We start from the raw sequence: 14,409 nt of genomic DNA on the forward strand, positions 1-14,409 counted from the left end.
GCCCAGCCGCTGGCGGCTGGGCCGGGCCCCGGAGGGGTACTTGCAGCGTCCCCCGCAACCGGACCCACCCCGACTCCCCGCAGGAAACTGGCTTCTGCTGTTGCTGTTGCTGTTGCTGTTGCTGTTGCTCCAGCTCGTAGCACGTGCAGGGCGCAGCCCTGCCGAACACCCCCTCTCATGCTGCGCCGCAGAATGCATTCGGCTGAACCTGCATGCTCTACTTGAATCGATCTAAATTCACGGTCTGGTGGGTCGGGCGTCATTCCAGGGGGAGCTCTCTGCAGGTCAGGGCAGGGCTCAGCGGAACGGTGCCGAACGCCCCCGGCCGTCTGCCTCCGCGTCATCGACTACAGGAATCCGACATGCGCCCAGTGCCGTCCGCTCCCGCCGTCCCATTGTCCTCGCGCCCGCTGGTGCGCCTGGCCTGCCTGCTCGCGCTGTCGTCAGTGCCGGTGCTGCTGCAGGCTGCCCCGGCAGCGCTGGAGCGCGAGGTCAACACCTTCATCGGCAGCAAGGACGACGGCAACACGTTCCCGGGTGCGTCGGCACCGTTCGGCCTGATCCAGGTCAGTCCGATCGGCAGCCACTACTCGGGCTGGCGCTATGACGACGAGAAGATCCGCGGGTTCGGCCACTCCTTCCTGTCCGGCGCGGGTTGCTGGGAACAGGGCGGGCAGTTGTCGGTGCTGCCGGTGACCGGCTCGATCGGTCCGGGTGGCGATTTCGATACCGGCAATGCCAAGCAGTTCGACCACAAGGCTTATGCGTCGGCTTTCACCCACGATGGCGAGGTCGGCCAGGCCGGCTACTACAAGGTGCGCCTGACCAGCTACGGTGGCATCGATGCCGAGGCGACCGCGCGTACCCGTGCCGCGGCCGAGCGCTACACCTTCAGCCAGCGCAGCGGCGATGGCCACGTCCTCGTCAACGTCGGCCAGGCCAACGAGCGCCATTCGGTGATCGGCAGCGTGGTCGATGTGGTCGGCGACCGCGTGGTCGAGGGCAAGCTGGTCACCAAGAGTTTCTGCGGCGGCCATCAGTACACCACTTGGTTCCGCATCGAGTTCGACCGTCCGTTCAAGGCGCATGGCACCTGGGGCGAGGGCGGTGGCCTGCCGGGCGCGCGCCACAGCATGGAAGGCGAGCAGAAGCCGAACGGTGCCTGGCTCAGCTTCGACCTGGCCAAGGGCCAGTCGGTGACAGCGGTCAGCGCGATCTCGCATGTGGATGCCGAAGGCGCGCGCACCAACCTGCGCGCGGAGGGCATGCAGGGTGGGGCGCTGCTCGGCTTCGACCGCATGCGCGCGCTGTCCCAGCAGGCCTGGCGTGAGCAGTTGGGCCGGGTGCGCGTGCAGGGCGGCACCGCCGATGACCGCACCGTGTTCTACAGCGCGGTCTATCACGCGCTGCTGCAGCCGATGACCGGCAACGACGCCGACGGCCGCTACCGTGGTTATGACGACGGTATCCACAGCGCTGATGGCTGGACCTATTACGAGTACTTCTCGCTGTGGGATACCTACCGCGCGCAGAACCAGTGGCTGGCGCTGACCCGCCCGGACGTGGCGCGCGACATCGGCCGTACCCTGCTGGCGATCGACGAACAGGTCGGTTGGCTGCCGCGCTGGGGTTATGCCAACTTCGAGACCAACATCATGACCGGCGATCCGGTCACGCCGTTCATGGTCGACCTGTGGCGCTTCGGCGCGCTCAAGGGCCGTGAATCGCAAGCCTGGGATGCACTGCGCCGCAATGCCTTCGGCACGCCACCACTGAACTCGCGCATGGCCGGACGCTCCGGCAACCCGACCTACCTGGACAAGGGCTATGTGGCCTACGACCGCGCGTTCCCGTCCAAGGGCATGGATGTCGATCCGCACCATGGTGGTTCGGCCACGCTGGAATATGCGCTGGCCGACTGCGCGCTCTCGCAGATGGCCGATGGCCTGGGCCATGCGCAGGATGCGGCGACACTCCGTGAGCGTGGCCGCAACTGGCGCAAGGTGTGGGACCCGCAGGTGCGCGATGCCGAGACGGGTTTCACCGGCTTCCCGCGCCCGCGCACCGAGGATGGCCAGTGGTACACGCCGGCCGATGGCCACTACAGTCCGCGTTCGCACCACGGTTTCCATGAGGGCACGGCGTGGCAGTACCAGTGGCTGGCGCAGCAGGACGTGCCGGGCCTGGTCGAAGCGATGGACGGCCGCGAACAGGCCGGTCGCCGCCTGGATGCGTTCTTCGCGATGGACGCGCTGCAGGCCGATCCGCTCAATGCCGCCCGCAAGGCGTGGGTGGTCGGGCCGTACAGCTACTACAACCAGTTCCGTTACAACCCGAACAACGAGCCGGACCTGCACTCGCCGTGGCTGTACACGCTGATCGGCCAGCCGTGGAAGACCGCGGCCGTGGTGCGTGCCGCGCAGCAGTTGTTCACCAATGCCCCCAATGGCGTGACCGGCAACGATGACCTCGGCACGATGTCGGCCTGGTACCTGTTCAGCGCCATCGGCGTGTACCCGGCGGTGCCGGGCAGCGGCCAGTTCCTGCTGCACACGCCGCGCTTCAGCAAGGTCGACGTGGACATGGGCAATGGCCGGACCCTGCGCATCGACGCGCCGGGTGCCGATGGCCGCCGCCTGCAGTACGTGCAGGGTGTGCGGGTCGACGGCCAGCCGCATGCACCGGTGTGGCTGGACTGGGACCGCCTGCAGCAGGGCCCGCGCCTGCAGTTCGCACTCGACGCGAAGGCGCCGGAGCAGGGCTGGGGCACGGCGGTGAAGGACCTGCCGGTGTCCTGGTGCGCGGCACCGGGCAGCCAGCTGCGCTGAGCCGGACTGTGCCGTTCGCGTTGACCCAGCGAACGGCACGGCACGACACGGCCCTGATCCATTAGGCTTGAGCCTCCAGCGGAGTCCGGGAAGACGATGAACGACAACGGCAACAGTCCCAGCAAGCGCGCCGGCAAGGCGGTGACGGTGACCGACATCGCGCGCGCGATCGGCGTGTCACGGGCAACCGTGTCGCTGGTGCTGCGTGGCAGCCCGCTGGTCAACGTCGATACCCGGGCCAAGGTCGAGGCCGAACTGCGCCGCCAGCGTTACGTCTACAACCGCGCGGCGGCCAACCTGCGCCGTCGTACCTCGTCGAGCATCGCGCTGGTGATCAACGATCTCTCCAACCCGTTCTTCGCCGAGTTCGCATCGGGCGTGGACGAGGCGTTGGGCGGGCGTGGCTACGTGACCCTGCTCGGCAGCACGGGTGAATCGCCGGAGCGGCAGCAGGCGGTGCTGTCCACGCTGATGGAGCACACCCCGGCCGGCCTGATCCTGTCGCCGGCCGAGGGCAGCGATACCGCACAGCTGCGGCAGGCACTGGGTGCCAATGCCAACGTGCTGCTGTTCAACCGCGAACTGGCCGGGGCCGACTGGGACTTCCTGACCCTGGACAACCAGCACGGCGCCTATCTGGCCACGCGCCACCTGATCGAGCGCGGCCATCGCCAGATCGCCTTCTTCGGGGGCCACGCCGCATCCAGTTCCTGCCACCAGCGCCGCGCGGGTTTCCAGCAGGCGCTGGCCGAGGCCGGCCTGTCGCTGCCGCCGGGCTGGATGATCGAATCGGCCCCGAATCGCTTGGAAGCGGCAGCGCGCACCGATGAGCTGTTCGCCAATGGCCATCGCCCAAGTGCGGCGGTCTGCTACAACGACACCGTCGCGCTTGGCCTGATGCTGGGCTTGAACTCGCGCGGTATCCGTCCGGGCGGTGATTTTGCCGTGACAGGCTTCGACGATATTTCCGAGGCGTCGGTCGCGGTTCCGCCGTTGACCACGCTCACCGCCGACCCGCGCGAGCGTGGCCGCCAGGCTGCCGCGCTGCTGCTGCAGCGACTGGACGAACCGGACGCGCCGCCACGGCGCACGGTTGCGCCGGTGCAGTTGCGCATCCGCGAAAGCAGTGCCGCACGACCGAACTGATTCCTTCTGCATACCCCTTCCACGCAACAACGACCTTCCGCGCATCGAGGCGCGTACCGCATGCCGATTTCCGCAACGCCCCGTCCATCGGGTTCTTCGGGCAACGCACCCGCCGTCACCAACGGCAAGGCGTTGGCTGTCGTCACCACGATCTTCTTCATGTGGGGCTTCCTGACCTGCCTCAATGACATCCTGATCCCGCACCTGAAGGCGGTGTTCGAACTGAACTACGCCAAGGCGATGCTGGTGCAGTTCACCTTCTTCGGCACTTACTTCCTGATGTCGCTGCCGGCGGGCCGGCTAGTGGCGGCGCTGGGCTACAAGAAGGGCATCGTGGCTGGACTGGTGATTGCCGGCATTGGCGCGCTGGGCTTCTGGCCGGCGGCCGAGCTGCGCGTGTACGGCGCCTTCCTCGGCGCGTTGTTCGTACTGGCCACGGGCATTACCGTGCTGCAGGTCGCCGCCAACCCGTACGTCGCGCTGCTGGGCCCGGAACAGACCAGTTCCAGCCGCCTGACCCTGGCGCAGGCGCTGAACTCGCTGGGCACGGCCATCGCCCCGATCTTCGGCGGCATGCTGATCCTGTCCAACACGGTCAAGAGCGCTGACGACATCGCGGCGCTGCCGGCCGCCGAGCAGCTGGCCTACCGTGCCGCCGAGGCGCAGGCCGTGCAGGGACCGTACGTGGGCCTGGCCGTGGCGCTGGTGCTGTTGGCGCTGTTCGTGTTCCTGTTCCGCCTGCCGGCGCTGAGCGACGCCACCGAGCAGGCCGACCAGGGCCACCACCACAGCTACCTGGATGCGCTGCGCAAGCGCCACCTGCTGCTGGGCGTGCTGGGCATCTTCTTCTACGTCGGCGCTGAGGTGTCGATTGGCAGCTTCCTGGTCAACTACCTGTCGATGCCCAACATCGGTGGCTTCAGCGAACAGGAAGCCACGCACTACGTGTCGGCCTACTGGACGATGGCGATGATCGGCCGCTTCGCGGGCTCCGCGCTGCTGGCGCGCTTCTCGCCCAGCCGCCTGCTGGCGATCTTCGCGCTGGTCAACGTGGCGCTGCTGGTCACGACCATGCTGAGCTCCGGCAACATCGCGCTGTACTCGGTGGTGGCGATCGGCCTGTTCAACTCGATCATGTTCCCGACCATCTTCGCGCTGAGCATCGAGCGCCTGGGGCCGCTGACCAACAAGGGCTCCAGCCTGCTGATCATGGCCATCGTCGGCGGTGCCGTGGTGCCGTACCTGCAGGGCGTCCTGGCCGACCACATCGGTGTGCAGGCCAGCTTCATCCTGCCGCTGCTGTGCTACGGCTACATCATTTTCTACGGACTGGTCGGCGCGCGTACGCCGGCCTCCGCAACGCAGGGAGGCTGAGTCCGGAATGGGTGCCATCGTTTGCTTCGGCGAAATTTTGATCGATCTACTAGCGCAGCCGCCGGCCTCGGCCGACACGCCGCGCGCCTTCCTGCAGTACGCGGGTGGCGCACCGGCCAACGTTGCCGTTGCGGCCGCCCGGTTGGGTGCGAAGACGCAGTTCGTCGGCACGCTGGGCCGCGACATGTTCGGCGACTTCCTGGCCGACAGCCTGGTCGAGCACGGCGTGGGCACGGATTACATCGTGCGTACCGATGCGGCCAAGACCGCACTGGCCTTCGTCGCACTGGATGCCAGCGGCGAGCGCAGCTTCAGCTTCTATCGCCCGCCGGCAGCCGACCTGCTGTTTCGTGACAGCGACTTCCAGGCGGCGTGCTTCGACAGCGCACAGTGCTTCCATGTCTGTTCCAACAGCCTGACCGAAGCGGCGATCGCCGAGGCGACCTTCGCCGGCATGGATCGCGCGCGTGCGGCTGGTGCGGTGGTCAGCCTCGACCTCAATCTGCGTCCGGCGCTGTGGCCGGCGAACGAGGACCCGACACCGCGCCTGTGGCAGGCGCTGGAACGCGCCGACCTGGTCAAGCTGTCGCGCGAGGAGCTGGACTACCTGGCCGCGCCGCTGGGTGCCGATGGCGAGGCTGCGGTACTGCGGCGCCTGCTCGCTGCGCGCGCGCGCTGGGTGATCGTCACCGACGGTGCGGCCACGCTGCACTGGTACACGCGCGACAACCACGGCACGGTCACCAGCTTCCGCGTGGCTACCGTCGATACCACGGCGGCTGGCGATGCTTTCGTCGGTGGCGTTCTGGTTGGGCTGCTGGAGCGCGGCGGCGCCGGTGCCGGTTTTGCCGCCTTCTGCCAGGACCCGGAGGCGATCACCGCCACGCTGCGCTTCGGCGCCGCGGTCGGTGCGCTGGCTGTTACCCGCAAGGGCGCGTTCGCCGCGATGCCCTCGCTCGATGAAGTGCAGCAGCTGCTGCAGGCCCAGGACATTACCGCATGAGCACCTCCCCCGACTTCCGTTCGCCCGCGTTCCTGCGCGCGCATATCGCCGACACGATGGCGTTCTACCATCCGCGCTGCATCGATCCGAACGGTGGCTTCTTCCACTACTTCCGTGACGACGGCAGCATCTACGACGCCAACCATCGCCATCTGGTGAGCAGCACGCGTTTCGTCTTCAACTACGCGATGGCCTACCGCGAATTCGGCAACGCCGAGTACCGAGAGGCGGTCGAGCACGGCGTGCGCTACCTGCGTGAGGTGCACCGCAACCCGGCCACCGGCGGTTACGCCTGGACCCTGCGCGACGGCAAGGTCGAGGACGACATGAACCACTGCTACGGCGTGGCGTTCGTGCTGTTGGCCTACAGCTGCGCACTGAAGATCGGTCTCGAACAGGCCCGCGCATGGATGGACGAGACCTGGCAGCTGCTGGAGGCGCGCTTCTGGGAGCCCCAGCACGGCCTCTACAAGGACGAAGCCGATGGGCAGTGGAATTTCACCGGCTACCGTGGCCAGAACGCCAACATGCACATGTGCGAGGCGATGCTGGCCGCCTTCGAGGCCAGCGGCGAACAGCGCTATGTGGAGCGCGCGCTGCAGCTGGCCGACAACATGACCCGTCGCCAGGCCGCCAAGGCCGGTGGCCTGGTGTGGGAGCACTACGATTCCAACTGGGAGATCGACTGGGACTACAACCTGGACGACCCCAAGCACCTGTTCCGCCCATGGGGCTTCCAGCCCGGCCACCAGACCGAATGGGCCAAGCTGTTGTTGATCCTGGACCGCCATGTGCAGGTCGACTGGCTGGTGCCGACCGCGCAGCACCTGTTCGACGTGGCCGTGGCGCGCAGCTGGGACGAGGCGCGGGGTGGCCTGTACTACGGTTTCGCGCCGGAGTCGCGCCGGCAGCCGGGCATGGATGGCGCCCCGATCGGTGGCGACAGTTTCGTCTGCGACGACGACAAGTATTTCTGGGTGCAGGCGGAGACGCTTGCGACCGCCGCACTGATGGCCAAGCGTACCGGCGATGACCGCTATTGGCAGTGGTACGAGCGTATCTGGGCGTATTCGTGGGAACACTTCGTCGATCACCGGTACGGCGCCTGGTTCCGCATCCTCGATGCCGACAATCGCAAGTACAGCGACGAGAAGAGCCCGGCCGGCAAGGTGGATTACCACACCATGGGTGCGTGCTACGAAGTGTTGAACGTGGTGCGTTGAGGTTGGCGCGCCGGGCATGGCCCGGCACTGCCGTGAACTGGACTTGCAGGTAGCGCCGGACCATGCCCGGCGGAATAACAGGAGCATCCCGTGCATCGCCTTCCCCTCGTTGTCCGCCTGCTCCTGCTGCTGATCGCGGCGTCCGCCTTCCCGGTCGCTGCCGCGCCGCTGCAGGCACAGTGGGAGTTCCGTATGCTGCCCGGCGACGCGCAGGGCGCCGCTCACCCAGGTCTGCAGCAATGGCGGGCGGCGACGGTGCCGGGCAGCGTGCATACCGACCTGCTGGCTCACGAACTGATCCGTGATCCGTATGTCGGCGCACCAGAGGCCGAACTGCAATGGATCGGCCTGGCCGCCTGGGAGTACCGCGCCCGCTTCGACGTGGATGCGGCGATGCTGGCCAAGCCCAATGCCGAACTGCGCTTCGACGGGCTGGACACTTATGCCGAAGTCAGCCTCAACGGAAAGCCGCTGCTGCGCGCGGACAACGCACACCGCACGTGGCGTGCCCGGGTCGAAGGCCGCCTCCGTGCGAGCAACAATGAACTGCAGATCGTGTTCCGTTCGCCGATCCGCACCCTGCTGCCGGGCGTGCAGGCAATGCCGCACAAGATCGCTGGCAACTACCCGTCGCCGTATGGCGATGAGCCGAAGGACGCGATGGTCGGCAACTTCGCGCGCAAGCCGGCCTACCACTTCGGCTGGGACTGGGGTCCGCGCTATGTCACCGCCGGCGTCTGGCGCGGAATCGATCTGCAGGCTTGGGACGCGCACCGCCTGACCGATCTTGCGGTGCGCACGGATGCATTGAGCGCGGAGCAGGCGAAGCTGGCCGTGCTGCTGCAGGTGGAGCAGGGCGCGGCGGCGGGCTCGGCCGTGGTGACTGTGGATGTGCGCGATCCGCAGGGCCGCAACGTGGCCCAGGTGCAGCGCACGGTGCTGCTGAAGCCCGGCCAGAACAGCATCGAGGTTCCGGTTGAACTGGCCGATCCGCGGCGCTGGTGGCCAGTCGGCCACGGCGCGCAGGACCGCTACACGGTGCGGGCCCGCCTGGACCAAGGTGGCGCGCCGGAGCTGGTGCGCGAGCAGCGCATCGGCCTGCGCACGGTTGAACTGCGCCGCGAGGAAGACGGCAAGGGCGGGCAGGGCTTCGCTTTCGTCATCAACGGCGTGGAGATCTTCGCCAAGGGCGCCAACGTCATTCCGTTCGATGCCTTCCCCGCGCGCGTCGATACCGCACGCCTGCGCCAGGTGCTGACGGCCGCGCGCGACGCCAACATGAACATGCTGCGCAACTGGGGCGGCGGCTACTACGAGGAGGACGCGTTCTTCGACATCGCCGACGAACTGGGCCTGCTGGTGTGGCAGGACTTCATGTTCGGCGGCGGCATGCAGCCGGGCTACGATCCGGCGTTTCGTGCCAACGTGGTGGCCGAAGCACGCGACAACGTACGTCGTCTGCGCCATCACCCCAGCATCGTGCTGTGGTGTGGCAACAACGAGGAAGAAACCGCCTGGAAGGACTGGGGCCACGGCCGCGACCTGAAGGCGGCCGACCCGGGATTTGCGGCGAAGGTCTGGCAGGGCTACGTCGACCTGTTCGGCAACGACCTGCGCCAGGTTGTGGGCGAGGAGGGGCTGGGCGTGCCGTACTGGTCCAGCTCGCCCAGCAACGACCTTGACGAGAAGGCCAACGATTCAACGCGTGGCGACAAGCACTACTGGCAGGTCTGGGGCAATCCGGCGCTGCCGGTGCAGGCCTACCTGCGTGAGACGCCGCGCTTCATGTCCGAGTACGGGCTGCAAGCGTGGCCGTCGGTGGCGACGGTGGACCAGATCGCCACCCGCGCCGAACAGCGCATCGACAGCCCGGTGATCCGCGCTCACCAGAAATTCATGGCGGGCGAGGGCAACAGCCGCCTGCTGCACTACATCGAACTGGGCTACGGCACGCCGAAGGACTTCGAGGACTTCGTCTACCTCAGCCAGGTGATGCAGGCCGATGGCATCGCACTGGCGGCGCTGCATCATCGCGCCTCGCGGCCATACACGATGGGTTCGCTGTACTGGCAGCTCAACGATGTCTGGCCCGGCGCCTCGTGGTCCAGCGTGGACTATTTCGGCCGCTGGAAGGCGCTGCACTTCGCCGCGCGGCGTTTCTTCGCGCCAGTGACGGTGGCAGCGCTGCGCGACGAGGGCAGCACGCGGGTGCGCCTGATCAACGACGGTGCCGCACTGGATGCGCGCTGGCGTCTGCGGGTGATGGACGTGGAGGGGAAGGTGCTGCGTCGTCGCGAGGAAACGGTGACGTTGGCGGCGGCGGGTGTCACCCCGATGGGCGATTTCAGCGATGCGGAGCTGCTGGCCGGTGCCGACCCGATGCGTACGGTGGCGGTGTTCGAGTTGCTGCAGGACGGCAACGTGAGTGCGCGGCAGGTGGTCGGTTTCGTTGAAGCCAAGGGCCAGGTGTTGCTGCGGCAGAAACTCAAGGCCACGTTGTCCATCGAAGGGGAGCACTATCGTCTGCGGCTGGAAAGCGCGGCGTATGTGCGCGCGGCGTGGATCGACTTCGGCGCGCTGGATGTGCAGGTCGAAGACAACCTGCTGGACCTGCTGCCGGGTGAAACCCGCGATATCGCGGTGCGCGGCCCGGCGGATCTGGCTACCCTGCGCGAAGCGCTGCAGGTGAAGACCCTCAACGACCGTTGAGGGGTATCCCGCTTTGGTAGGTGCCAACCTTGGTTGGCACACCCGGAACATGCCAACCAAGGTTGGCATCTACCCGGCGCTTTACAGCTGGATCTGCTGGAAATTCTCGACCCGTTCATGGCCGTTGGCGGCCTGGCCGGTACGCGGCATCGGGTAATCATCCAGGCGATCGATCAGGCGGGTCTGCAACCCGGCTTCGCGGGCGGCATCCAGTTCTTCCACCACATCGGACAGGAACAGGATCTCGCCGGCCGGTACGCCGATGGCCTGCACGATGCGGCGGTAGCTGTCGGCCTCGCGCTTGCCGCCGACTTCGGTATCGAACCAGCCCGACACCAGCGGGCTGAGGTCGCCGGCGTCGCTGAAACCGAAGAACAGCTTCTGCGCCGGCACCGAGCCGGAGGAGTACACGTACAGCGGCAGGCCGGAAGCGTGCCAGCCCTTCAGCACCGGCGCTACTTCCGGGTAGAAGTGCGCGGTGTAGTCGCCACGGCGGTAGCCTTCGTCCCAGATCAGTCCCTGCAGCGCCTTCAGTGCGGTGTGCTTGCGGTCCTGGTCGATCCAGCCCTGCAGCGTCTCGGCCACGAGGCTGTCCTGGCAGGCACCGCCGATCTCGATAGCCACCGCATCCAGCCAGCGGCGGACGTCCGGCTGCTGGCCATGCTCGGCGACAAACGCGGGCAACGCCTTGCGCGCATAGGGGAACAGCACGTTCTTGACGAACGAGATGCTGCTGGTGGTGCCTTCGATGTCGGTCAGGATGACGCGGGCTTGCATGGATCAGGACGCCTGGGTGGGTACGTAACGAGGGAACTTCTGCGCGATGTCGGTGCCGGTGAAGTGACCGACCCAGCCGTCCGGCTCGGTGAAGAAGCGGATCGCCACGAAGCTGGGTTCCTCGCCCATGTCGAACCAGTGGGTGGTGCCATCGGGCACGGCGATCAGGTCGTCCTTCACGCATTCGATCTCATAGACCTTGTCACCCACGTGCAGGGTGAACAGGCCCGAGCCAGCAACGAAGAAGCGCACTTCGTCTTCCTTGTGGAAGTGCTCGTCGAGGAACTTCTTGCGCAGCTCGGCGCGATTCGGGTTGTCCGGGGCGATCGAGGCCACGTCCACGCTCTTGAAGCCGCGCTCGGCGACCAGGCGGTCGATGTCCGCACGGTAGGCGGCGAACACTTCCTCCTGGCTGGCGCCCGGCGCGACTGGCGCGGTGGCCTGCCAGCGCTCGAAGGTGACGCCGATCTTCTGCAGTTCGGCAGCGATGACCGCGCCGTCCTGGGTGTCCAGCAGCGGCGATTCGGGGCGGGTGTCGTCGTAGATGCGCAGTCGGCTCATGGCGGCAGCTTGAACGTCTCGGGGGAAGACAGGGTAGCAGGGTGGGGGCGGGGCGCAGATTCCGGATCGGCATCTGCACCTGCGCGCCGGTTCAGCTGCGCAGCTTGCGCAGTTCCAGTTCGCAGTGGAACAGGAATTCGAACGCTTCCAGGTGGCGGCGTGCTTCGGCCATATCGCGGCCCCAGGCGTACAGCCCATGGCCGTCGATCAGGTAGCCCCACAGGTTCTGCCGGTCGAGCAGGTCATCGACCTGCTGCGAAAGCACGTTCATGTCCTGGGTATTGGCGAACACCGGCACGTCGATGGCCATCTCGTGGGTGCTGTTGCCGGCGAAGGCCTTCAGCAGCTCGTAACCCTCCAGGCGGATGTGGCCCTGCGGCGCATACAGGCGCGAGGCGATGGTCTGCACCGGCGAATGCGTATGCAGCACGCAGCCGACCTCCGGGAAGCGGCGGTACAGCTGGGTGTGCAGCAGGGTCTCGGCGGACGGGCCCAACGGACGGCCCACGGCCTGGCCGTCGAAGTCCACCACCATGATGTCATCCTCGATCAGGCGGCCCTTGTCCTTGCCCGAGACGGTGATCGCCGCGTGGCGGTCGTCCAGGCGGTGGGAGAAGTTGCTGCTGGTGGCCGGGGTCCAGCCGGCGTGGGCCAGTTCGCGGATGTTGTCGATCAGCAGCTGGGCCAGTTCGCTCAGGCGCGCGGTGTCGTAGGGGAAGGTGGGGGCGTTCATGCCGACGATTTTACTGGATTCGGCCAACGGCTGAGCCCCTCGTGGCGGGTCGTGTAGAGCGGTTCATGGGGTTGGCGGGGCGGGTGGGCCGTGCAGGGGACGCTGCAAGTACGTCCCTGTAAGCTCGGTCGCCGCATCCATGCGGCTCACGCCCCTGCACGGCCCACCCGCCCCGCCTCGGACAGGTTCCGGCGTGCGGCCGGCCACGGAGTGAAGAAGGAAGAGCGAAAAGCGGGTCGCGGCGCTACGCTTGCTCGCAGCCGAGCATGGCTCGGCTCTACAGAAGATTCGTCCCGATACATTCGTTTCCGGGAGCGCTTCATCCACGCATGGCGTGGATCTACCGGACGCGCCGGGAGACTGTCAGGGGCGGGGAGGCATGGGTTCGCGGGAGTGTCAGCCGCATGGATGCGGCTGCCAAGCCTACATGGACGTACTTGCGGCGTCCCCCGCGAACCCATGCCTCCCCGCCAAACCCACAGTCCCGCTCTTGCCGTTGCTCCGGCTGCGGGTGCAGGGCCGCAGGCCCTGCAATGCAGAAAACCTCACTTACCCCGCAGGCGGCTGTGCCTGAAGCCGTAGCAGAAATAGATCACGAAACCGACGAAGGTCCAGACGCCCATCAGCATCCAGTTGTGCATCGTCATCGCCGACAGCAGCGCCAGGCAGCTGAGCACGCCCAGGCTGCAGATCAGCCAGGCCATCGGCATGCGGAACGGGCGCGGCAGGTCCGGCTGGGTGCGGCGCAGGATCAGCACGCCGGCACACACCGCCGCGAACGCGATCAGCGTGCCCATTGAGGTCAGCTCGCCAAGGATGTCCAGTGGGAACAGCGCCGCCAGCAGCGCGATGCCGATGCCGGTGATCACCGTGTTGATGTGCGGGGTGCGGTACTTCGGATGGATCCTGGTGAACACCGGCGGCAGCAGGCCGTCGCGCCCCATGATCATGAAGATGCGCGGCTGGCCGATGATCATCACCAGTACCACCGAGGACAGGCCGACCAGCGCGCCGACCTCGACCACCCAGCGCAGCCAACCCAGCTGCGGATGCGCGGCCACCGCGGTCACCACCGGTTCGTCGGTGCCCAGCAGCTGGAACGGCACCAGGCCGGTCATCACCGCGGCCATCGCGATGTACAGAACGGTGCAGACCACCAGCGACAGCATCATGCCGATCGGCATGTCGCGCTGCGGATTCTTCGATTCCTGCGCCGCCACCGATACCGCCTCGAAGCCGATGTAGGCGAAGAACACCATCGCCGCGCCGCGCAGTACGCCTTCCATGCCGTACTTGCCGGGGCCTTCGTTGGCGGGAATGAACGGGGTCCAGTTGCTGGTGTCCACATACTTCCAGCCGACCACGATGACCAGCAGGATCAGGCCGGTCTTCAGCACGACCATCGCCATGTTCATCGCCGATGACTTGCTGATGCCGACGTAGCACAGCCAGGTCAGCAGCAGTACCAGCGCAGCGGCCGGCAGGTTGGCGATCGCGCCGGTGGGGCGCAGCTGTGCGTCCAGTGGCGCACTGACCAGCGCGGCTGGCAGATGGATGTCGAACTGGCTGAGCAGGCTGAGGAAATAGCCGGTCCAGCTGACCGCCACCGCCGACGCAGAGACGCCGTACTCAAGCACCAGCATCCAGCCGATGAACCAGGCCGACAGTTCGCCGAAGGTGGCATAGGTATAGGTATAGGCGCTGCCGGAGACCGGCACCATCGAGGCGAACTCGGCGTAGGCCAGCGCGCAGAAGGCGCAGCAGATGGCGGCCAGCACGAACGACAGCATGATCGCGGGGCCGGCGTGGTTGGCGGCGGCCTGGCCGGTGATGACGAAGATGCCGCCGCCGATCACGGCGCCGATGCCGAGGGCGGTCAGCCCCCAGGGACCGAGATGGCGGCGCAGGCTCAGGCCGTTGGCGTCTTCATGGGCGGCATGCGGGTGCTTGGTGGCCCACAGTTGCTTGAACATGTCTGGTGGTCTTGTCGAAGCGCGCCGTGTCTGGCGCGCGGGGAAAACGGACGGGCCGGCACAGGGCCGGCCCGTAGGCGGA

General features: G+C 67.1%; 10 protein-coding genes. 6 read left to right on the forward strand and 4 right to left on the reverse strand.

Features of this window, described 5'->3' with window-relative positions; all coding sequences use genetic code 11:
• Window positions 1–362 precede the first annotated feature (362 nt).
• The 6 genes from ACM0PY_RS17945 to ACM0PY_RS17970 all read left to right on the forward strand — a co-directional run bounded on the left by ACM0PY_RS17945 (window position 363) and on the right by ACM0PY_RS17970 (window position 10,283).
• Window positions 363–2,828, forward strand: a complete 2,466-nt coding sequence (locus ACM0PY_RS17945; RefSeq protein ID WP_180885868.1) for a GH92 family glycosyl hydrolase — start codon at window positions 363–365, stop codon at window positions 2,826–2,828.
• 96 nt (window positions 2,829–2,924) lie between these two features.
• Window positions 2,925–3,974, forward strand: coding sequence for a LacI family DNA-binding transcriptional regulator (locus ACM0PY_RS17950; RefSeq protein WP_134971039.1), 1,050 nt, complete (start codon window positions 2,925–2,927; stop codon window positions 3,972–3,974).
• 60 nt (window positions 3,975–4,034) lie between these two features.
• Window positions 4,035–5,348 (forward strand): L-fucose:H+ symporter permease, encoded by a 1,314-nt coding sequence (gene fucP / locus ACM0PY_RS17955; RefSeq protein ID WP_005416346.1) that lies wholly within the window; start codon window positions 4,035–4,037, stop codon window positions 5,346–5,348.
• Between the two features lie 7 nt (window positions 5,349–5,355).
• Window positions 5,356–6,351, forward strand: coding sequence for a carbohydrate kinase family protein (locus ACM0PY_RS17960; RefSeq protein ID WP_005416347.1), 996 nt, complete (start codon window positions 5,356–5,358; stop codon window positions 6,349–6,351).
• Window positions 6,348–7,574: an AGE family epimerase/isomerase gene (locus ACM0PY_RS17965; protein WP_134971037.1), complete on the forward strand. Its 1,227-nt coding sequence runs from the start codon at window positions 6,348–6,350 to the stop codon at window positions 7,572–7,574. Before ACM0PY_RS17960 ends, ACM0PY_RS17965 begins: the two co-directional genes overlap by 4 nt.
• Before the next feature lie 90 nt (window positions 7,575–7,664).
• On the forward strand, window positions 7,665–10,283 hold the full coding sequence (locus ACM0PY_RS17970; RefSeq protein WP_180885864.1) for a glycosyl hydrolase 2 galactose-binding domain-containing protein: 2,619 nt from the start codon (window positions 7,665–7,667) through the stop codon (window positions 10,281–10,283).
• An 81-nt stretch (window positions 10,284–10,364) separates the two neighbouring features.
• Here ACM0PY_RS17970 and mtnC read toward each other — a convergent pair whose 3' ends face one another.
• The 4 genes from mtnC to ACM0PY_RS17990 form a co-directional block, all read right to left on the reverse strand.
• A complete protein-coding gene (gene mtnC, locus ACM0PY_RS17975) occupies window positions 10,365–11,060 on the reverse strand; it encodes an acireductone synthase (protein WP_180885862.1) in 696 nt (231 codons plus the stop codon).
• A 3-nt stretch (window positions 11,061–11,063) separates the two neighbouring features.
• Complete coding sequence (locus tag ACM0PY_RS17980; RefSeq protein ID WP_021204389.1) at window positions 11,064–11,621, reverse strand: 1,2-dihydroxy-3-keto-5-methylthiopentene dioxygenase; 558 nt, start codon at window positions 11,619–11,621, stop codon at window positions 11,064–11,066.
• A 91-nt stretch (window positions 11,622–11,712) separates the two neighbouring features.
• Window positions 11,713–12,354 carry a methylthioribulose 1-phosphate dehydratase gene (locus tag ACM0PY_RS17985; protein ID WP_180885860.1) on the reverse strand — a complete coding sequence of 214 codons (642 nt, stop codon included), beginning with the start codon at window positions 12,352–12,354 and terminating at the stop codon, window positions 11,713–11,715.
• A gap of 545 nt (window positions 12,355–12,899) precedes the next feature.
• A complete protein-coding gene (locus ACM0PY_RS17990) occupies window positions 12,900–14,327 on the reverse strand; it encodes an amino acid permease (RefSeq protein WP_053500013.1) in 1,428 nt (475 codons plus the stop codon).
• Window positions 14,328–14,409: the final 82 nt, after the last annotated feature.

Origin of the sequence: Stenotrophomonas sp. BR163, assembly GCF_047520985.2 — a bacterium.
In the GTDB taxonomy this organism is placed as follows: Bacteria; Pseudomonadota; Gammaproteobacteria; order Xanthomonadales; family Xanthomonadaceae; genus Stenotrophomonas; species Stenotrophomonas sepilia.

Bases quoted from the DNA above. Each gene is read 5' to 3' on its own strand.
- mtnC (WP_180885862.1), bottom strand. From the start codon at position 11,060: ATGCAAGCCCGCGTCATCCTGACCGACATCGAAGGCACCACCAGCAGC.
- ACM0PY_RS17985 (WP_180885860.1), bottom strand. From the start codon at position 12,354: ATGAACGCCCCCACCTTCCCCTACGACACCGCGCGCCTGAGCGAACTG.
- ACM0PY_RS17990 (WP_053500013.1), bottom strand. From the start codon at position 14,327: ATGTTCAAGCAACTGTGGGCCACCAAGCACCCGCATGCCGCCCATGAA.
- ACM0PY_RS17965 (WP_134971037.1), top strand. From the start codon at position 6,348: ATGAGCACCTCCCCCGACTTCCGTTCGCCCGCGTTCCTGCGCGCGCAT.
- fucP (WP_005416346.1), top strand. From the start codon at position 4,035: ATGCCGATTTCCGCAACGCCCCGTCCATCGGGTTCTTCGGGCAACGCA.
- ACM0PY_RS17960 (WP_005416347.1), top strand. From the start codon at position 5,356: ATGGGTGCCATCGTTTGCTTCGGCGAAATTTTGATCGATCTACTAGCG.
- ACM0PY_RS17950 (WP_134971039.1), top strand. From the start codon at position 2,925: ATGAACGACAACGGCAACAGTCCCAGCAAGCGCGCCGGCAAGGCGGTG.
- ACM0PY_RS17945 (WP_180885868.1), top strand. From the start codon at position 363: ATGCGCCCAGTGCCGTCCGCTCCCGCCGTCCCATTGTCCTCGCGCCCG.
- ACM0PY_RS17980 (WP_021204389.1), bottom strand. From the start codon at position 11,621: ATGAGCCGACTGCGCATCTACGACGACACCCGCCCCGAATCGCCGCTG.